Raw genomic sequence first — 20,984 nt, forward strand, 5'->3', positions numbered from 1 at the left:
GCTGTGCCGCGCGAATTTTTCCAAATGGCGAGGAAGGACAACCGAAAACGCGGCACGAAGGCCGAGCCGCCGAAGTGGTCCAATGAAGTGATCGGCATCGTGCTGATCGGGCTTGGCCTGCTGGCATTTCTCTCGATCGTTTCGTTTTCCACTGCCGACCTGCCGATCTGGGGGATCGGGAAGGAAATTTCGGCCACCGCCGAGGCCCAGGTGCCGCGCAAGAACCTCGTCGGAGGTCTCGGGACCGTTCTCGGCCTGTGCCAGTTTTTCCTCTTCGGGAAGGCGGGCTTCGTGATCTCGATCGCGCTGGTCTGGTTCGGCGTGGTGAAGCTGGTGTTCGACGGCCGCCTCTGGCCGCGCACCATGATCGGTTTCGTCCTGCTGGCCGTGGCCGGTGCGACCTTCCTGCACGCCGGTTGGGCCGAGCGCGGCGAGCTGATCGGGCCCGGTGGGCTGGTCGGCCGTTTGGTCGGAGGGTTTCCGAGGGAGGTCCTGGCCGACGGCACCAAGCTCGACTCGACCGGGTTGCTGGTCCCGTTGGCCGGCAAATGGGGCACGCTGATCCTCACCTCCGCCTGCTACCTGCTGGCGCTCATCCTTCTCATGGGCCAGCGGCCGATCCGTTTCGTGAAGGGCACCTTCGCGCTGGCCGGCACCGGAGTCGCCAAGTTCCGCGATCGTCGTGAGGCCAGGAAGGCCGACGGCGAGAAGCGCGAGCGGATGGAAGCCGAAAAGGAGAAGGAGAAGGAGCGCCGTCGGAAAGAGCGCGAGGCCGAGCGTGCCGCGAAGGAGGCGGAAAAGGCCGATGCCAGCCCGCAGACCGAACTCCCGCTGCGCGAGATTCCGGCACCGCAGATCATCGATGCGTCGCAACGCCGGGTCGAGGCACCGAAGCCGGGCGACAAGCCGTTCGAGCGCAAGAAGGCCACCGGACACCAGTTCCTTTCGACAAGCGGCTTCGAGGACTACGACCTGCCGGGCTTCGACCTTCTCGACGAGATCGAAAGCAACCCCGAGGCGCCGGAGGCGAACCGGGACGAGCTGATCGCGACCCAGAAGAACATCGTCGACACGCTGCGCAGCTTCGGGATCGAGACGACCCCGGGCGACATCACCCGCGGTCCGACCATCACCCGCTACGAGATCTACCCGAGCGTCGGCCTGCGGGTTTCGCGGATCGCGCAGCTCGAGGCCGATATCGCCCGCGCCACCCGCGCCGAGCGGATCAATATTCTCGCGCCGATTCCCGGCAAGGACACCGTCGGTATCGAGCTGGCGAACTCCCAGAAGGTCGCCGTGCCGCTGCACGAACTACTACAGGACCCGGAGTTCCGTTCGGCGAAGAAGAAGATCCCGCTGGCCCTCGGCAAGGATGTCTACGGCAAGACCGTGATCGGCGACCTCGCCGCCATGCCGCACCTGCTCGTCGCCGGCGCGACGGGCTCGGGCAAGTCGGTCTGCATCAACTCGATCATCGCCTCGATGCTCTTCAAGTTCGGGCCGGACGAGCTGCGGTTCATCATGGTCGACCCGAAGGTCGTCGAGATGCAGATGTACAACAAGCTGCCGCACCTCGTTGTCCCGGTGGTGACCGATCCGAAGAAGACGGTCGCGGCCCTGAAGTGGGTGGTGAACGAGATGGAGAAGCGCTACCGCGTGTTCGCCAAATTCGGCGTGCGGAACTTCGACGGTTTCAACAACCGGGCGCGTCCCGAGAAGGAGGAGGAACCCGAACCGGAAGCACCCGAGGAAGAGGAAGAGGTCGATCAGGAGCAGATCGATGCGATTGCCGAAGCGCTCGAGTCCGGTGACCTCGGACCGGAGGCCGACGAGAACGAGCTCGAGCCGGACGAGGACGAGATCCCCGATCGCTTCCCTTATATCGTGGTGATCATCGATGAGCTTGCCGACCTGATGCAGACAGCGCCGGCCGACGTCGAGATGAACATCGCCCGGATTGCTCAGAAGGCGCGGGCGGCCGGCATTCACCTGATCATCGCGACGCAGACACCGCGGGCGGATGTGGTGACCGGCATCATCAAGGCCAACGTGCCCTGCCGGATCGCCTTCCAGGTTTCCTCGCAGCTCGACTCGCGAGTCATCCTCGATACCAAGGGTGCGGAGAAGCTGGTCGGCAAGGGTGACATGCTCTACCTGCCGCCGGGCTCGGCGAAGCTCGAGCGGGCACAAGGTGCCTTCGTTTCCGACGAGGAAGTCGAGCGGCTTGTCGACCACTGCGGCACGCAGGCCGAACCGAACTTCGAGGAAGATATCCAGCGCACGATCGAGAGCGGTGCCAGCGACGACGGCGAGGAGGAGGTGTCCGATGCCGACGAGGAGATGATCATCAAGTGCATCGACGTCGTCCGTCAGGAGCAGAAGTGCAGCACGTCATTGCTCCAGCGCCGCCTGCGCCTCGGCTACACCCGCGCCGCCCGCATGGTGGATATCCTCGAACAGCGCGGCATCGTCGGCCCCGGCGACGGCGCCAAGGCGCGCGAGGTGTTCGTGAAGTGATCGGTGATCGGTGTTTCGTTGTTCCGCGGAAAGCCCTGAAGGGGCGACGGCAGTTAGCCACGGGGTTCACCCCGTGGTTTCCCGGGCGGGCAGAATGATTAAGCCCCGCGAGGGGCGACGGCGAGGTGGGCCGGGCTGATCGTCCGGACTCCGCCTACGCCCCTCGCGGGGCTTACGGATTCCGTTTCCAACGGTTCCACGGGGTGAACCCCGTGGCTAAATGCCGTCGCCCCTTCGGGGCTGATTGGCGGCTAGCGTCGAACGGATTCACACCGTGCCCGAGATCGCTTCCTGAATCTGCTGCTGAACCTCGTCGAGATCTCCGTGGGTATCGATCACATGCACGAACGGCTCGTCCGTCAGCGACAGGAAAATGTCCCGACACTTCTGCAATGCGTCCCGTTTCTCGAACTCGTTGGTGGTGTCACCACGTCCACCGATGCGCTCGATCGCGCTGTCGACATCGAGATCGAGAATCAGCAGGTGATCGGGCACCGGGGCGAACTCCTCGTTGCGACGCCGGATCTCGGCCGGATCGAAACCCCGCGCTCCTTGGTAGGCCATGGTTGAGAAGTAGTAGCGGTCCAGGATCACAACCTTCCCGGCATCCAACGACGGGCGGATCAGCTCGTCCACATGCTGCCGCCGGTCCTTGAGGAAATACTCGAGCTCATCCTCCGGCGAGAGGCGTCCGGTCGAGGCGGATTCCCGGAGCTTCTTTCCCCACGGTCCGTCGGTGGGCTCGCGACTGGTGACGACCTCACGTCCCTGTTCGCGCAGCCACTCGGCAAGCATTCGCGTCTGGGTTGATTTTCCGGTTCCGTCGATGCCTTCGAGGACGATGAACATGGCCCGAGTCAGGCAAGCCCGGCGGCAAGTTCAAAGAGCAAAGTTGTCAGGTTCACCGTAGGCCCGACATTGGAATCCGGCGGTGAAATTGGAGCTGACCGGGACGCTGCGGCCGATCAGCCTGACGACGTGGAAACCCGAAAATCCTCCGCGTTCGTTCCGAAGTCCTGGGATCTCCCCGATGCCATCCGCCGCCGACTGGGTGACGAGGCCGGCCGGCAGCGCCTGATGGACGAGGAAGGCCATCTGCTGCTGATCCTGCACGAGGTTCCGAAGCCCGAAGACGAGGAGGTGAGGCGACCGTTCCTGCTCTGGGGCCAGCCTGACGGAACTTGGAAGAGCTCGCCATCCGGTGGGGGCCTTGCCGGACTGACCGAGCACCTGGCTTCCTACGAGCGGGCGATCCATGATCTGGACGATGACGTTGAGGCGGCAGCTTCTCCGCGCGAATGCTTCGAGATGATGAAGCGCGCCCAACCGCTCCTGCGGGCGACCCGCAACCTGCTCACGGTGCTTGAGGCTGCCCGCAAGGCGCGGTCCGACGAGCGGCGGTTGATTGTCGCGCGTGACAAAGCGATTGATCTCGAACGGGGCATCGACCTGACCGCCAGCGACGCCAAGGCGGGCATGGACTTCACGCTGGCGATGAATGCCGAAGCGCAGGCCCGCGCGGCACATGAGGCGGGTGAGGAGGCCCGGCGCCTGAACCGCCTGGCCGCCTTCTTCCTGCCGCTCGCCACACTGGTGGCAGTGTTCGGAATCAACCCGCCGGCCGAGGTTCTCGGGATGCCCGGACTTTGGGCGGTCGTGCTCGGCGGTGTCGGTCTTGGAGCTGTCGTCTGGATGAGCCTGCTGAGAAGGAAGTAAGGTAGGCTTGTCCCGGCTGAGATGTTAGTTCCTTGAGCAACCCATGACCAAGCAGCAGCGGATGGAGAATGGTCGCTGCGGCAATCAGGTGAGCTTGTAGGCCGCCGTCGCGTTGTCGGTGAACAACGCCTTTCGTTCATCCTCGGTCAGCGAAGAAGCGAGGTCAGTGACCGTCTCGACCCACTGGCGGTAGCAGTCCAGACGAAGCAAGCAGACGGGCCAGTCGGTGCCGAACATCACGCGGTCGGTGCCGAAGATCTCAAGCGTCTCCTCGAAGTAGGCGCGGACGGTGTCGCGGTCGATGGGTGAGCCATCGGGAAACTCGGTGGCGAGGCCGGAGAACTTCACGCCGACCACGTGCTCGCGAGCGGCGAGTTCTCGCATGCCGTTCCGCCAGCCGTCCTCGACGCGTCCGGGATGAACCTCGGGCTTGGCGATGTGGTCGATGATGAAGCGCATGTCGGGTTGCCGGTCGACCAAGGCGATGGCCGCGGGCAGCTGGCGTTGGAAAAGCAGGATGTCGTAGGCGAGATCCCTTGCCGGGAGTTGGGCCAGCCCGCGATGGAAGGCATCGTCGGTGAACAGCGCGTCGGGTTCGTCCTGCAACACGTGGCGCACACCGACGAATGCAGGGTGGGGAGCGTAGTGATCGAGATGTTCCGCGACATCATCCGCGACCAACGGCACCCATCCGACGACGCCGAGAATCTGTTCGGAGCTGTCCGCGAGCGAGAGCAGGAAGTCCGACTCTTCGGGCATTTGCCGAGCCTGGACGACCACCGTTCCGGTCACGCCGGTGCCCTCGGTCGCGGCCTTGAGCTCTGCCGCAAGGTGGTCGCCTTCCAGTGGCGAGCCCTTCGGAATCCACGGGTATTCCTCTTCGGAGTAGCGCCAGAGGTGGTGGTGCGAGTCGATCATGGCTCAGCGGACTTCGATGATCGCCTTGATCGCGCCGGTCGCCGGATCGGTGAAGCGCTCGAACTGGTCCGGCACTTCGTCGAAGCCGATGCGGTGGGTGATCCACTTGTCGGTGTCGATCTTGCCTTCGCGGATCAGCTGGATGATCTGGGTGAAGTCGGCCGCCACCGCATTTCGCGAAGCGAGCAGGGTGAGCTCGCGGCGGTGGAAAACCGGCGCGTGCGCGAACTGCAGATCCGAAGTGGTGATGCCGACATAAACGACTCGGCCGGTGAAAGCGGCGTAGTCGAAGCACGACGACATCGACTTCGGATTGCCGGTTGCGTCGATGATCACGTCCGCGAGCTCGCCGCCGGTCTTTTCGCCAAGCGCCTCGAGTTGGTTGCCATCGACCAGGATGCCCTCGATGCCGAGCTGCTCGCGGCAGAAGTCGAGCCGGCTCTGGACCATGTCCATCACCAGCACCTTCACACCTTCGATCAGGCGCAGGAACTCTAGGCAGGCGAGGCCGATCGGTCCGGCACCGATCACCAGCACGGTCTCGCCCGGCAGCGGATTGCCGCGCTGGACCGCGTGGTAGCCGATGGCGAGCGTCTCGACGAGCGCGAGCTGGTCGTAGGAAAGGTCGTTGCCGGGGTGCAGCTTGCGGGCTGGAACGGTGAACGTGCCGAGGCGCAGGCCGCCGTCACCGTGCACGCCGACGACTTTCACGCCGGGGCAGCAGTTGGTTTTCCCCTTCTGCGAGGTCGTGCTGTCCGGGTCGTTGACGTAGGGCTCCAGCGAGCAGCGGTCGCCGGGCTTCACGTGGTCGACGCCTTCACCGACGGCCACAACCTCGAGTCCGAGTTCGTGACCCGGCGTGCGCGGATAGTCGAAGAACGGGAACTTGCCGAGGTAGCAGGACAGGTCGGTGCCGCAGATGCCCATCCGGTGGGTCCGCACCACCGCCTCGCCCGGGCCGGGTTCCGGCGCGTCGGGGATGTCGATGAGGTTGATGACCTTCGGTTCGGTGAACTCGATCGCTTTCATGTCAGTTGTTTTCGGGAAGTCCTTCCACGTGGCCAAGGTCCTTGACCGGTTCGAAGATCGCGAGCACGTCGGCGAGGAGTTGCTCGTCCATCGGTTCGGCGATCCAGTCGGCCCACTTGCGGATGTTGTCCGGGTTGGCGGAGCCGGCGACGCTGGTGGCGATGTCCGGGTGGCCGGCGGCGAACTGCAGCGCGAGTTGGGCGATGTCGACACCGCGGTCGGCGCAGAGTTTCGCGGCCTCGCGGGCGGCGGCCTTCACTTCCTCGGGCTCCTTCAGCCAGGCGGGAAGCTCGGCATTGGTCAGGAGGCGTGCGGAGAACGGTCCGGCGCCGATCACGCCGATGTTCTTCTCCAGCAAACGCGGCAGCAGGCTGGTTTCCAGCGTGGTGTTCTGAAGCGTGTAGCGGTTGTAGGCGAGGATGCAGTCGATGTGGTCCTCGATGTGATCGAGCACGGTGTGGAAGGTCTTCAGCGGGTAGCAGGAAAAGCCGATCGCCTTCACTTTGCCCTGCTCCTTCACCTTGAGCATCGCCTCGAGGGTCTCCTCCCAGATCTGCGGCAGCGGGACGAACTCGACGTCGTGCATCAGCAGGATGTCGAGGTGGTCGGTCTTCAGCCGCTGTAGCGAGACGTGCACCGACTCCTCGACGCGTTTGGCGGAGAAGTCGAAGTGGATGTCCGAGTAGCGGCCGAGCTTGGTGCCGAGGATGTAGGAATCGCGGGGAACATCCTTGAGTCCCATCCCGAGCAGGATCTCCGACATGCCACGGCCGTAGAACGGCGAGGTGTCGATGAAGTTCATCCCGAGATCGAGTGCGGTGCGTGTCGAGCGCATCGCCTCGTCGAGGGTGATCGAGCGGAATTCGGCGCCGAGCGAGGATGCGCCGAAGGAAAGGATGGGGAGGTCGATGCCGGTCTTGCCGAGAGGGCGGGTCTGCATGGTGTCGGTGGGGTTCTGGGTTCAGGCGAGTCCGGCGTCGCGCATGAGCTTGCCGAGGATCTCCGGATCGCGGCCGAACTTGCTACGGTAGTCTTCGTAGCTCGGAAGCAGGCGGACGCGCACCTTGGACTCGTGGTTGAGGGCGATGGAGGAAAGCTGGTGGTCGAGGAACGGGTTGCGGAAGCGGTCGAGCGTGACCTTGCCGAAGCCGGCGGGGTCGTCGACGCGACCCTCGAGGATCGGGACGATCTCCTCATCGAGCAGCCGCTGGAGCCATGGGCCGACCTCCGGGTGTTCGACGCACTCGCGCACGGTCGCGATCCCGAGGCCGGGAGCGTGGCTGGCGAGTGCGGTGTGGAGGCCGTTCAGGATGCGGACCTTCCGGAGATAATAGGGGGTGATATCCGGTGCTTTCACGACCGCCGGATGGTCGAACTCGAAGTCGCCTTCGGTCTGGATGGCCCAGAACGCGAACGGCTCGGCGCTGAGAAGCAACGGGTCGGATTCGAGGAGCGGGTGATCCTTCGGCGGGCCGGGAACGATACGGTCGACAAGGTTGTTCACCCAGCTGCAGGAATCACGGAGCCACGCTTCAATCTCCGGATCGACGCTCCAGCGTTGGGCCTGTTCGAGCACCAGCTCGCGGAGGCGGTCGCCGTTGTTCTCGATCAGTTCGCAGGGGACAATGCGCAGTGGCGATCCGCCTGCCTTGTGGCGGGCGAGCAGCGCGCTGAGCAGCTTGGCGGGAAACGAATGCGGCGGGTCGAGCGGTTCGGTGTCGCGCTCGTCGAGCGCGAGGCCTGCCTCGGTCGTATTGGAAACGATCAGCTTCAGTGCGGGATCGGCCGCCACCTCGAGGATCTCGTTCCACTGGGTGCCGGCGTGCAGCGCGCGCTCGATCGAGTCGACGAGCTCGGTCTGGTCCACCACCTCGCCATCCTGAAATCCCTGGATCGCGACGTGGTAGCGACCGTTGGCCTTGTTGATCGCCTCGGCGCGTTCGATGCCGGTCGATTGCACGACGATGACCGGGCCGACGGCGGTCGAAGGGTCGCGGTTGAGCTGGGCGGCGAAGAGATCGACGAAGGCCCTGAGGAAGTTTCCGGCTCCGAATTGAAGGATCATACTAGGTTCAAAGTTCGATGTTCGACGTTCTCAGAGCGTTACGCCCTGTTTCCAGATGGTGATTTCGCGGAAGCCGTTGATCTCGTTGCGGGCCGGTTGGCCGGAGGCGGTGTCGAGGATCAGTTGGGCCAGCGAGTCGGCGACTTCGTCGGGATCGGCATCCGGGTCGAGCAGGCGGCCGGCGTCGAAGTCGATCCAGTTCGGCTTGCGCTGCGCGAGTTCGTGATTGGAAGCGATCTTGAGTGTTGGTGCCGGCACTCCGAGCGGCGTGCCGCGTCCGGTGGTGAAAAGCACGCAGTGAGCACCGGCGGCGGTGAGAGCCGTGGCGGAGACGCCGTCGTTACCCGGTGCTTGCACCAGGCACAGGCCGCCGAGTTGCTGCGGTGGCGGCTCGCCGTAGTCGGCGATGTGTTTCACCGGCGCGAGGCCGCCTTTCTGGATGCAGCCGAGCGACTTCTCCTCAAGTGTGGTGATTCCGCCGTCCTTGTTGCCGGGCGAGGGGTTCTCGTAGATCGGCTCGTCGTGGCGCCGGAAGTAGTCCTTGAACTCGTTCACCATGCCGACCGCCTCGTCGAAGGTCTGCTGGCTGTCGCAGCGACTGAACAACGGCTCTTCGGCTCCGAACATCTCCGGGACCTCGGTCAGCACCACCGTGCCGCCCCATTGCGTGAAGCGGTCGGCCATGCGTCCGACCAGCGGGTTGGCGGTCATGCCGCTGAAGCCGTCGCTGCCGCCGCACTTCATTCCGAGCACCAGTTCGGAAGCCGGGATCGGCTCGCGCTTCGATCCGGCGAGGCTGTCGACGATCTCGCCGATCGCCTCAAGGCCGTGCTCGACCTCGTCGCCGACCTCCTGCGCGTTGAAAAACCGGACGCGTTCGGGATCGAGCGTGCCTGCTTCGGCGAGGAAGGACTTCAGCGTGTTGTTTTCGCAGCCGAGCCCGAGAATGAGCACGCCGGCGGCATTCGGATGCCGGACCAGACCGGTCAGGATCTTGCGGGTAAGTCCGAGGTCATCGCCGAGCTGCGAGCAGCCGTAGGGGTGGGTGAAGGCGTAGACGCCATCGATCGGCCCGTCGGGCCGGACATGCTCGCGGGCGGCCATCTCGGCGATCCGCTGGCTCGGCACGTTGACGCACGCGACGGTGTTGATGATCCAGATCTCGTTGCGCGTGGCGGCCCTGCCGTCGGGACGGCGGTAGCCCATGAAGGTCGGAATCACGCCCGTCGCGGGTTTCGTTTCCGCCGTAGCGGGAAGGTAGGCGAGCTCCGTGTCGTCGCTCAGCGCGGTGCGCATGTTGTGCGAGTGCACGTGCTGGCCGGGTCGGATCGACTGCGTCGCCCGACCGATCGGGAAGCCATACTTGATCACCGGCGAGCCCTCGGCGATTTCCCGAAGCGCGATCTTGTGGCCAGCCGGGATCGCTTCGGTCGTGAACTCCTCAAAGGATGCGCCGCCGTCGATGGGTGACGGAGCGACACCGACGTTGTCGTCGGGATGGATCTGGATCCACGGTTTCATGGGTTCGGAAGCTGGAGCGAAGGTTGCAGGGAAGATGATGCTCCGTTCCTGCATCGATGAACGAGAGCAAATCCGTCCATTATCCGGGATCGGCGGCCGATCGGCTTCGTGATTCCCGCAAAGACCGGAATCCGGCGGGTGAGATGCCGTGGACGCGCTTGAATACCCGGGAGAAATGGTAGGGGTCGTCGTATCCGACCGCCTTGCCGGCCTGGCGGACGTTGTAATTGCGGCGGATCATCAGTTCGGCGGCCCTCGCGGTCTTCAGGCGCGTGAGGTAGCGCAGCGGCGCCTCGCCGGAGTGGCGGCGAAAGAGCTTCGACAGGTAGGCGGGGTCGATGTCGCACTCCGCCGCGACCTCCGCAACCGAATGGAGATCGATGAAGTGCTCTTGGATGAAGGTGCGGCAGCGGAGGTAGGTGCGCTCGGGGTCGGTACTGCGGCTGAAGCTTCCCTGGGAGTCCTCTTTCAGGCGGATCAGGATCAGCTCCGTCAGTCGCCGACCGATGACTTTCGCCGACTCCGGCTCCATGTCGGAGCAGTCGAGAAGTTGTTCGAAAAGGCCTTCAAGCCAACCTGAGGACCGCGGGTAGAGCGCCTTGCCGTAATCGAGGCCGCTTTCCCGCAGCAGTGCCCGCGCGTTGCGCCCGGTGAAGTCGAGGAAGCACTTCGTGGGCTCGTTGCCCTCCAGCAACTCGATGGTGTGGGCAATGCCCGGGCCGTAGCAGAAGACCGCGCCGGGCTCGAGAACTTCGGTGCCGTCCGGCCCGCTCAGGCGCCAACGTCCGCTGATCACGAACTCAAGGGCGAAGTAATCAAAGGTGTCGCGCTCGACAAGAAAGTCGGCGTCGCAAATCTCGCGCCCGGCACAGACGATGGTGAGCGGTCCCGAGCGGTTGCGGGGGAGATCGAGGAATAGGTAGCGGCCGCTCCGGATCTGGGTCGAGACGAAGCTCGGCTTGCTGGCGGGAGTCTTCGGCATGACGCCAAAAATATCCATCATCGCTCGATTGGAAAGACCGTTGCGAGGATCGACGTTTTCTCCGCTGCACAAGAAACGTTCCCTTTGACCGCGTTTCGGGTTTCCCCGGAGCCGGTGCCGTGCAAGAACCCGACCCACCCATGACTCTCAAACGATTCCGCATCCTGTTCGCCTCGCTGACTGCAGCGGTGGCCGCCTCCTCCATCGCCCGCGCCGAAGAAGCGCCGATGAATGTCCTGATCCTCTACGCGGATGACTGGCGGCACGACACGCTCGGCGTCGCGGGTAACCCGGTGGTGAAGACCCCGAATCTCGACCGGCTCGCGTCCGAGGGCATGCGCTTCACGTCGAACTGCGTGACCACCGCGATCTGCGGAATCAGCCGCGCCAGCCTGTTCACCGGGCAGTGGATGGCACGTCACGGCGGGCGTGACTTCAAGATGTTCAAGACGCCGTGGGCGCAGACGTTTCCGGCGATCCTGCGCAAGAATGGCTACCATGTCGGTCACATCGGCAAGTGGCACAACGGCAAGCCGCCGGCCGAGGAGTTCGACTTCTCGACCTTCTACCACGGCAGGCACTGGTACAAGATGCCCGACGGCCACAAGGTGCACGTGACCCAGCGCAACGAGGAGGATGCGCTCGAGTTCCTGCGGACGCGTCCGACCGAAAAGCCGTTCGTGCTGACCGTCGCCTTCTTCGCGACCCATGCCGAGGACTCGAGCCCGAAGCAGTTTCTCCCGCAACCGGAGAGCATGAAACTCTATCAGAACGTCAAGGTGCCGGTGCCGGTGAATGCCACCGAGGAGTCATGGAAGCGCCTGCCGCCGTTCTTCGATGAAGGGAACGAAGGCCGGCGCCGCTGGCACTGGCGGTTCGACACTCCGGAGAAATACCAGGAGATGATGAAGAACTACTACCGCCTCGCCACCGAGGTCGACTCGACCTGCGGCGTGGTGATCGAGGAACTGAAGAAGCAGGGCGTGCTCGACAACACGCTGGTGATCTTCAGCACCGACAATGGCTACTACCACGCCGAGCACGGCCTCGCGGACAAGTGGTATCCGCATCAGGAAAGCATCCGCGTGCCTCTCATTATCCGGGATCCGCGGATGCCGGATGGCCGGAAAGGAAAGGTCAACGATGACTTCACCCTCAGCGTCGATCTGGCGCCGACGATTCTCGCCGCCACCGGCCAGAAGGCGCCGAAGACGATGCAGGGCAAGGACATCGCCGCGCTCTACCTTTCCGACAAGGCCCCCGAGTGGAGGCAGGAGTTCTTCTACGAGCACCCGATCTTCGCCGGCGGACGGATCCCCGCCTCGGAAGCGCTGGTGCGAAAGGACTGGAAGTACATGTACTGGCCCGCCGAGAAGTATGAGCAGTTGTTCGATCTGAAGGCCGACCCGATCGAGGAGAACGACCTCTCCAAGGACCCGGCCCATGCCGCCAAGCTCAAGGAGATGCGCAAGCGTTTCGCCGAGCTGAAGGAGGCGGCGAAGTAGTCTCCGCGAGTCAGTGCCGCTTGTTTCCGGGAAGTCGCTTCGCGGGCCCGAGCGTTCCACCTTCGACGAACCCGGACTTGGTGACCGTCTGCCGGACGTCGGGTTTGCCGCGGCTCACGTTGGCGGCCCAGCGGACGGCGCGCCGGATCCACGGCCGGCTGTCCCAGCCGATGTGGGCGACCGACGGCCGGCACCACGCAAAGCTCGGATCCGGATCGGTGGCGACGAGTGAAACGTCCTCCGGGACGCGGATGTTGTGGCTGCCGCAGAACTGCAGGGCGCCGATGAAGAAAGGAGGCTCGTCGACAATCACCGCGGTCGGCGGTGTGATCCGGAAAAGCGACTTCAGGCAGCGGTGGAGGCCTTCCGGAGTTTCTTCCCAGTCGGGGAGATTGTAGGCGCTCGTTTCGATACCGTGGGCTTCGAGCTCGCCGAGGAATGCCTGCTCGCTGGCGCCGGGCTGGGGCAGGCGCCGGGACCTGCGGCACAGCACGACGATCCGGCGGTGGCCCAACTCGATCAGGCGCCGCGTCATCTCGGCGGTCGCGGTCGGTTTGTCGGGGCCGACGGCCGGGATCGGCAGCCCGCGGCGCCGGCCGAACAACGCGAACGCGGGCTGCGATCGGGAGGAAAACCACTCGAGCACATCCCTCGACCCGGCATTGATGATCCATGCATCGGCTTCGGTGTTCTCGACCAGCTTCCTGACCTTCTTCAGGTCCATTCCGAATTCATCCAACGATCCGGAAGCGAAGTGCGCCTGAATGCCCGCATCCACCAGTTCGTGCTGCAGCGACATCATGTAGTCGAGTCGCTTGGCACCTGCATCACCGGCAAGAATCGCGATCCGCAACACATGGCTCGAGTGCCCGCGCAGCATGTCGATCCGTCGTTTCCTTCCGGGTCCCTGCGGCACAAGAAGTCCTTCTTTCTCGAGAAGCTCCAAAGCCGATTTCACCGTCTTGTGATTGACTCCGAGTTCGGCTGCCAGCGGATGAATTCCCGGCACCGTATCGCGCCACCGACGGCGCAAGAGCTCGCCGCGGAGATGGCTGGCAACCTGTTCGGCGGCCGACTGGAGACGGATTTGGGACATGGGTTGAAATTACCCCAAAGGGTCATGGGTGGGAAATGTAAAAGCGCTCGACCCTGTGGAGGATTGGGCGTGGGTTTCATCCGCGACGTGCGGTTTGTTCGATCGGGTCGACCCGTCCCTTCGATGGCACGCCGGCACACTTCGTCCGACCCAAGCCACCAGAAACAAATCATCTGAATGAGAACGAATCCTCCTGAATGCACCGTTGCCGCGCTGACCGCGTTGGCACTTCTCACCGGGCCGATCACTGCTGCCAGCCTTTATTGGGACGGTACGGACACGAGCGCCGATGCCGATGGCGGGGACGGGACTTGGGACACCGCAACTGCCAGCTGGGATGATGCTCCCATCGGTGGTGTCGATTCCACCTGGAACAATGCTAACAACGACACTGCTGTGTTTGGCGGGGCATCGGGCACGGTCACGATCGATGTCGGAGGAGTCACCGTCGGAGGCGTGGAGTTCGGAACCGCGGGGTATGCGGTTACCGGTGATCCGCTCACCTTCGGCGTCGCCGGCACGATTACCGCGAATGAAGACGCCGAGATCGCAGCGGTGATCGCAGGCGGGGTCGGTATCTCGAAAGATGGCACCGGCACGCTCACGCTATCCGGCGCCAATGCCCACACCGGCGGAACGACGATCAACGCGGGTGCGGTGTATTTCACCACCCCCACGACGATGCCCGCTTCGGGCGCCGTCACCGTGAATACGGGTTCGACCCTGATGGTCACGCTCGGAGGCAGCGGTTGGACGACTGGTGCGAGCGGCAATGGCACCCTCGGTGGCCTGCTTGCGGGTGACGGCGGTCAGGCGGGGGGAACGGTGGCCTACTCCGGCGATGTGACTCTCGGTCTCGAGACTTCGGGAAACCAGACTTACACCGGAGTTATTGCTGACGTCGGCACGACGCTCACCTTGCGGAAGACCGGTCCGAACCAGCTTTCACTCCGTGGTCTCAACACCTACAGTGGTGGAACCATTCTGGAGGAGGGTTCAATCGAGGCTCCTGCCGCCAACGCGGGCGGCAGTGACTCGCCACTCGGAACCGGACTTGTCACGCTGTTGCCGGGCACGACCCTCAATCTGAGCCGCTCGGATTTTCCGAATGCGATCGACGCGACCGACGCGGTCATCCGGTCCGGCAATTCCTTCGGTTCCGGCCTCCCCGGGGACATCACGGTTACCGGGACGGTGACGTTGATGCACAACAACGGTAGCGGCAATATCGACTACAACGGAGATATCAGTGGAACCGGAGGCGTCATCAGCTACGGAAACCGGGAAACGCAGCAGCTGTCCGTGGACCTCGCCGGCAACAATACCTTTGCTGGTCCGGCGGAGGTTGGGCCGGGGGCCAATATGGGATTCAAGAACCGCGAATCGCTTCCCGATACCGGAAGCTGGACGGCTGACAACCTGACGGTGGACGCCGGAGGGATCGCCTACTTCTACGTCGGTGGCGGTACCGAGTTCACCACGTCCGACATTGACATGATCTCGGGGCTGGGCACCGGAAGCACCGGATTCCTCGACGGTTCTTTCCTCGGATTCTGGACGACCAGCAATTTCACCCACACCGGCGTGATCGCGGACACCAACGGCGGCGCCAACAAACTCGGAATTGCCAAGCACAACGGAGCCAAGCTGACACTCGGTTCGTCCAACACATTTACCGGACCGACCCTCATCCGAAAGGGAATCATCGAGGTAGATTCGATCAACAGTGTGGCCGGTGGCACCGCGAGCAGCAGTCTCGGAGCGCCGACCACGGTTGAAGACGGGAAGATCTTCTTCTGCGGGTCCTACAGCGACTCCACGCTGCGATACGTCGGAACCGGTGAAACGACCGACCGGATCATTGTTCTGAACACCTTCGCTGGCGGGCAGGACGACATATTCATCGATCAGGTCGGTACCGGATTGCTCACCTTCACGAGCGATATGGAGTATACGGCGAATGGCAAACGCATCATCCTTCAAGGCACGGGCGAAGGTGAATTCTCCGGGCGTCTGGGTGGCAAGACCAACGCGAAGCTGGAGAAGAGCGGCTCGGGAACGTGGACGGTGAGCGGTGCCAACCTGCACTACGGCATCACGCAACTCAACAGCGGGGTCCTCAAGCTGACTGCTCCGATCGGCAATGGAGGTCTCGCTCCCACCGTGAATACGACGAACGGTTCGCCGGACATCGTGGTGTCCGACGCCACCGGCCTCGAGGTAGGAATGACCGTTTCAAGTTCGCGGGTCCCGGAAGGATCCACGATTGTCGGCATCGCGGGCACGACGATCACCCTCGATAACAACGCAACCGGCAATGCCAATGGCCAGGCTTCCGGAATCGGTTACCCGAACGCGCTGGGCCTGTCTTCCAGCGACCCGGCCAACCTCTACTGGAACAACAGCGCGACCCTTGAGTATTCGGGGGCCGACGACACAACCGATCGGGGATTCTCCGTTGCCAACGGAGATACCGCGACTTGGAGTGTTGCTGGTGGCACGGTCCTGACCGTCACCGGCGACACCACGGCCACCACGGGCAAGGTCGCAAAATCGGGAGCGGGGACCCTGGCTCTGGGCGGCACGCTGTTGCACACCGGCACCCCGAACAGCGTCGACGAGGGAACCTTGCTCATCAATGGCGACGGGACCGCGATGACCGGCGATGTCGAGGTCAACAACACCGCGACCCTCGGCGGAACCGGGATCATCGGCGGCAATGTGAAAGTTGGCAGTGATGCCAATGTCGCGCCCGGTGCCTCGGCAGGAACGCTGACCGTGCTTGGCGACTTCGACCTTTTCGACATGTCATCGGGTGCGGGCGTGGTCGAGTTCGAGCTCGATGCAATCGGTGCGAGCGATCAGATCGCGGTGACCGGCCAACTCGGGCTCGGTTCAGGCACGCTTGAGTTCGACGACTTCACCTTCACCGATCTCGGCGGGCTGGAGAATGGCACCTACGTGCTGATCACGAGTGGCGGGATCTTCGCCGGCGACAGCCTGGGTGCCAGCCTGGCCGGCCCCGTGGGCTCCGGTACCGGCACTCTGGCATTGAACGGCAACGATCTCGAACTCACGGTCACTGGTATCGGTGGAGGCGGCACTCCTTACGAGACCTGGGCAACCGGCGGGGAGCTGTTCGAGGACGACGAGAACGGAGACGGCGTATTCAACGGACTGGCCTTCCTGCTCGGTGTCGCGGATCCGTATGCCAACGCGACCGGCGCGCTGCCGCAGCCCGGTGTTGAGCCCGGCTTCCTGACGCTTTCCTTCGAGCGCATCGATGGATTTGCACCGGCCGTTCTGAGCGTCGAGTACGGGTCTGACCTGTCGTTCGGCAACACGGACGTGATCCCGCTGACGAGCCAGACGCTGGGCAGCGGAGTCGAGGTGGTGGTGGTCGACGGCAGCCCGACCGACACGGTTACGATCAAGATCCCGGACAGCTTCGCGGGAGGTGGGGCGACACTCTTCGCCCGCCTCAGCGCGACCGAGAACTGATCCGCATCAATCCCCACTCAAAGATTCAAACGCCGGTCCCGCACGTCGGGATCGGCGTTCCTTCTGAACTTCAGGCACCTCCGCGTCGGGGAAGTTTCCCGGAATGCGGCCTTTGATTTCATCCCGTCTCAAAACCCGACTCATTCGCAATTATGAACCGCCTCTTATCCCGAGTTCCGAAGAACCCCTTGGGTCTCCTCGCTTCCTTGGTCATCAGCACTACCGCATCTGCCCAGCAAGCGGGCAACAGTCCGGTGAAAATCTTCATTCTGGTCGGCCAGTCGAACATGCTGGGCCACGGCAATATCTCTCCGGTCGGAACCGAAGGCACGCTCGAGTATGTGGTCGCGAATGACCCGGGCGGTGACTACCAGTTCCTCGTCGACGGGGGAGGCGACTGGGTGGTTCGCGACGAGGTCTGGATCAAGGACCAGTACGGCAATGCCACCGGCCTGACGGCTGGCTACGGGTCCGGCGCCAATGACTCGAATCTTCCGCCGATTGGCTCGAACATCGGTCCGGAGCTCGGTTTCGGAAACGCGATGGGCGACTTTTATGAGGAGCAGGTCCTCCTCGTGAAGGCGGCGTGGGGCGGCAAAAGTCTTGGCGGCGACTTCCGTCCGCCGAGTTCGGGATGGGCGGTCAATCCGCCGGTGGCCGAAGGAGACGAGGGCTACTACTACAATCAGGTCCTCGGTCTCGTGAGCGATGCGATTGCCAACCTCGGCACCTACTTTCCGGACTACGACGGCGGCGGCTACGAGATCGCCGGCTTCTGTTGGCACCAAGGGTGGAACGATCGCGTCAGCGGAACCTTCAGCGCCGAGTATGAGACGAACATGGCGAATTTCATCCGCGACATCCGTAGCGACCTCGGCGTCCCGGATCTTCCTTTCGTGATCGCGACCAGCGCCATGGATGGCAACGGGCCCGGTGTTTACTCCCAGGTCGAACTCGCCCAGCGGGCGATGACCGATCCGTTTCTCACCAATCCCATGCCGCCGGACCTCTACGCCGATTTCGTCGGCAGCGTGGCGGTTGTGGATTGCCGTGAAACCTACAACGGCTGGGCCTACAGCGGGCTCGATTTCTGGCAGGACGCGGCGAACTCGCCGCAGAACCAGGGATACCACTGGAACCGCAACGCCAAGACCTACCTGAACATCGGTCTCTCGATGGCCGACCAGATGTCGATCCTCGCGCCCTCGGACTGTCCTTCGAGGCTCCGCGCTAAGGGAGGTGCCGTAAGCGGAATCTCCCTCGACTGGCTGAAGTGGGACAGCAATCCCACGAGCGTCCAGATCCTGCGCAACGGCTTCGAAGTGGCTGCCGCGCACTCGGGAGCCGCGACCACCTTCGATGATGCCGCCGCCGACCCGGGTATCTACGAATATGTGCTCAACTTCACGATGCCGGGCGATCCATGCCCTCCTCTGACAGTGACCTTCGATGGCAGCATCACGGGTCTCGAGGCGGCCCGCGACGCGGGAGGGATCACCTTGAATTGGGTCAACGCGATGCCTTATCCGGCCATCGAAATCCGGCGCAACGGCATCGTGATCGAGGCGGCCTACAGCGGAACCAGCACGAGTTATGTCGACACCACCGCCCCTGCGTCGGGCACTTTCGTTTACGAGGTGGTGCCGACGACCGGCACGACCACGCCCGCGGTCGTCCAGACCGATGTCTACTGGGATGGCGGTACGACGGACATCGCGGCAGTCGGTGACGGTACCAGCGACGGCGGCTCGGGAACGTGGGATGGCACGCTTCTGAATTGGGATGCCGGAAGTGGTGTGGCCCACGTCGCTTGGAACAACGGCGCCAGCGACGTGCCGGTGTTCGGCGGAGCGTCGGGCACGGTGACGATCGCCGGAGGCGGCGCGACGGCTGGTGGCTTGGATTTTGACACCGACGGATACACCATCGATGGCGATCCGCTGACGCTTGTGGGGTCCGCGGGTGTCGACGTGGATTCGGGCACCGCGGTCATCGACTCGGTGGTGGCCGGCACGGCCGGGCTGAACAAGACCGGCAACGGCACGCTGCAACTTACCAACCTCGCCAACACCTTCACCGGCGATGTCAGTGTCGACGGCGGCAAGCTGCTCTTCAGGAGTACCAGCAACGACAGCGCGACGCGGACTTTGCAGGGCGGCAACTTCACCGGAAATATCGACATCGCCGAGGGTTCGACCTTCGAGTTCTGGAGCTACGGAGGATCGGGAACACCCCAGGAGTTCAGCGGCGACATCAGCGGTGATGGCGACCTGTGGCTCGCCTACAACTGCACGTTCATCCTTTCCGGAACGAACACATCGACCGGCACGACGACGGTTCAGGGCGAACTCAACGGGCGCACCGCGAGACTGCAGATCGCTTCATTCAACAGCGTCAGCCCGAGTGTCGTACTTGGGCGTGGTGGCATGCAGGCGAGCGGGATCCTCGACTACACCGGCACCGGCGAGACGACCGACACTTCCATCTATCTCTACGCCAGTGGCAACAGCACGAAGGTCGTGAACAATCTCGGAACCGGTCCGCTCATCTTCACGACGCCGTGGGACGCGGCGAACGGCACGGGCCTGCGCATCGACATCACCACGGACTCGGACCTGATCCTCGACGGCTTCAGCATTCCGGGCCAGCCGAACTACATCGCCAAGCGCGGCAGCGGGACATTCTCGCTCGATGGTGACTGCGAGCTTTGGAACTACGTGCAGCTCTACGACGGCACGTTGGAGGTCAACACGGCCCTTGGGGACGGCGGAATCGAGTATAGCGACGCGAGCAACGAGTTCGTGGTCAGGCCCGGTGGCGTGGCGAATCAGGTGACCGTTCCGGATACCTCCATCCTTGAGGTCGGCATGGCCGTCAGCACCAGCCGCTTTCCTGCAGGCACGGTGATCACTTCCATCGTCGACGCGACGACCATCGAGGTGGATGCGAGTGCGGGCGGACCGAACGATCAGACGCCGGTGGGCGTGATCGGTTATCCGGGAGCGCTCGGGCTGTTCGCCCCGGACCCGGGCAAGTTCCGTTGGGTCAACAGCGCGACGTTCCGCTACGCGGGCCCCGACGACAGCACCAACCGCGGCTTCACGGTCGACAACGGCGACACCGGCACGTGGGACGTCGTCGGCGGCACGACCCTCGAGGTTTCCGGTGACTCGGCACCGACCTCGGGCAAGATCGCGAAGGTCGGAGCGGGCACGCTGGCCCTCAGCGGCACGCTGCAGCACACCGGCAGCCCGAACGCCGTCAGCGAAGGCGCGCTGCTCATCGACGGCGACGCCAGCGCGATGACCGGCAGCGTCAACATCGCCTCAGGCGCGACCCTCGGCGGGACCGGCACGATCGGTGGCAACGTCACGGTCGAGGACGGAGGCAAGCTGGCCTTCGACATCAGCACGGATGCGGCGAGCCACGACAAACTGGAGATCAACCCCGGCTACCTCGACTTCATCGGCGCGTCGGAACTGACGATCACTTCGGGCGGCGGAGCCTCTCCGGGCGTCTACACGCTGGTGACCGACAGCGGATCGGGAATCACGGGCGCGGTGCCGGCGACGGTGAACCTGCCCGCGGGCTGGGCCGCGAGCGTGTCGATCTCGGGCAACGACCTGCTGCTCACCGTCACCTCGACCGGTGGTGGCGCCACCGCCTACGAAACATGGGCCGGCGGCTCGCTCTTCGAGGACGACGACAACGGCGACGATGTTGATAACGGTCTCGCGTTCATCCTCGGTGCGGCTGATCCGAATGCGAACGCGGTCGGTCTGCTTCCGGCTCCTGCCACCGAACCCGGCTTCCTGACGCTGACCTTCGAGCGTCTCGACGGCATCGCCCCGGCGGTTCTGAGCGTTGAGTACGGTCCGGACCTTTCGTTCGGGAACACCGATGCGATCCCGCTGACGAGCCAGACGCTGGGCAGCGGAGTCGAGGTGGTGGTGGTCGACGGAAGCCCGACGGACACCGTCACGATCAAGATCCCGGACAGCTTCGCGGGGGGTGGCGCGACACTCTTCGCCCGCCTCAGCGCGACCGAGAACTGAACGCTGAGAAAGCCGGTCGTGCAGATTGCCCCATCCCGTGCCCTCGAAGCAGGGGATGGAGTACGGCATGGGTCGTAGC

At 64.0% G+C, this 20,984-nt stretch carries 13 protein-coding genes; 5 read left to right on the top strand and 8 right to left on the bottom strand.

From position 1 onward, the window contains the following. Positions 1–24 precede the first annotated feature (24 nt). Complete coding sequence (locus HAHE_RS11690) at positions 25–2,517, top strand: FtsK/SpoIIIE family DNA translocase (RefSeq protein ID WP_338684654.1); 2,493 nt, start codon at positions 25–27, stop codon at positions 2,515–2,517. A 267-nt stretch (positions 2,518–2,784) separates the two neighbouring features. On the opposite strand, the gene tmk is transcribed toward HAHE_RS11690, so the two are convergent. Beyond that, positions 2,785–3,366: a dTMP kinase gene (tmk, locus tag HAHE_RS11695; RefSeq protein WP_338684656.1), complete on the bottom strand. Its 582-nt coding sequence runs from the start codon at positions 3,364–3,366 to the stop codon at positions 2,785–2,787. A 129-nt stretch (positions 3,367–3,495) separates the two neighbouring features. Here tmk and HAHE_RS11700 point away from each other — a divergent pair, with 129 nt between their 5' ends. Next, positions 3,496–4,233, top strand: a complete 738-nt coding sequence (locus HAHE_RS11700; RefSeq protein WP_338684658.1) for a hypothetical protein — start codon at positions 3,496–3,498, stop codon at positions 4,231–4,233. An 84-nt stretch (positions 4,234–4,317) separates the two neighbouring features. Here HAHE_RS11700 and HAHE_RS11705 read toward each other — a convergent pair whose 3' ends face one another. From HAHE_RS11705 to HAHE_RS11730, 6 genes are all read right to left on the bottom strand, one after another. Next, positions 4,318–5,151: an amidohydrolase family protein gene (locus HAHE_RS11705; RefSeq protein ID WP_338684660.1), complete on the bottom strand. Its 834-nt coding sequence runs from the start codon at positions 5,149–5,151 to the stop codon at positions 4,318–4,320. Between the two features lie 3 nt (positions 5,152–5,154). Then, on the bottom strand, positions 5,155–6,180 hold the full coding sequence (locus HAHE_RS11710; RefSeq protein ID WP_338684662.1) for a zinc-binding alcohol dehydrogenase family protein: 1,026 nt from the start codon (positions 6,178–6,180) through the stop codon (positions 5,155–5,157). 1 nt (position 6,181) lies between these two features. Beyond that, on the bottom strand, positions 6,182–7,120 hold the full coding sequence (locus HAHE_RS11715; RefSeq protein ID WP_338684664.1) for an aldo/keto reductase: 939 nt from the start codon (positions 7,118–7,120) through the stop codon (positions 6,182–6,184). 21 nt (positions 7,121–7,141) lie between these two features. Beyond that, a complete protein-coding gene (locus HAHE_RS11720) occupies positions 7,142–8,245 on the bottom strand; it encodes a hypothetical protein (protein ID WP_338684666.1) in 1,104 nt (367 codons plus the stop codon). A 30-nt stretch (positions 8,246–8,275) separates the two neighbouring features. Further along, positions 8,276–9,766: an altronate dehydratase family protein gene (locus tag HAHE_RS11725; protein WP_338684668.1), complete on the bottom strand. Its 1,491-nt coding sequence runs from the start codon at positions 9,764–9,766 to the stop codon at positions 8,276–8,278. A gap of 79 nt (positions 9,767–9,845) precedes the next feature. Continuing rightward, a complete protein-coding gene (locus HAHE_RS11730) occupies positions 9,846–10,769 on the bottom strand; it encodes an AraC family transcriptional regulator (protein ID WP_338684670.1) in 924 nt (307 codons plus the stop codon). A 119-nt stretch (positions 10,770–10,888) separates the two neighbouring features. Here HAHE_RS11730 and HAHE_RS11735 point away from each other — a divergent pair, with 119 nt between their 5' ends. Further along, positions 10,889–12,253: a sulfatase gene (locus HAHE_RS11735; RefSeq protein WP_338684673.1), complete on the top strand. Its 1,365-nt coding sequence runs from the start codon at positions 10,889–10,891 to the stop codon at positions 12,251–12,253. 10 nt (positions 12,254–12,263) lie between these two features. On the opposite strand, the gene HAHE_RS11740 is transcribed toward HAHE_RS11735, so the two are convergent. Next, positions 12,264–13,349, bottom strand: a complete 1,086-nt coding sequence (locus tag HAHE_RS11740) for a substrate-binding domain-containing protein (protein WP_338684675.1) — start codon at positions 13,347–13,349, stop codon at positions 12,264–12,266. 177 nt (positions 13,350–13,526) lie between these two features. Between HAHE_RS11740 and HAHE_RS11745 the strand changes: the two genes are divergently transcribed. Both HAHE_RS11745 and HAHE_RS11750 read left to right on the top strand, forming a co-directional pair. Then, positions 13,527–16,850 carry a beta strand repeat-containing protein gene (locus tag HAHE_RS11745; protein WP_338684677.1) on the top strand — a complete coding sequence of 1,108 codons (3,324 nt, stop codon included), beginning with the start codon at positions 13,527–13,529 and terminating at the stop codon, positions 16,848–16,850. A gap of 254 nt (positions 16,851–17,104) precedes the next feature. Next, positions 17,105–20,905, top strand: coding sequence for a sialate O-acetylesterase (locus HAHE_RS11750; protein WP_338684679.1), 3,801 nt, complete (start codon positions 17,105–17,107; stop codon positions 20,903–20,905). Positions 20,906–20,984: the final 79 nt, after the last annotated feature.

This window comes from Haloferula helveola (assembly GCF_037076345.1).
In the GTDB taxonomy this organism is placed as follows: Bacteria; Verrucomicrobiota; Verrucomicrobiia; order Verrucomicrobiales; family Akkermansiaceae; genus Haloferula; species Haloferula helveola.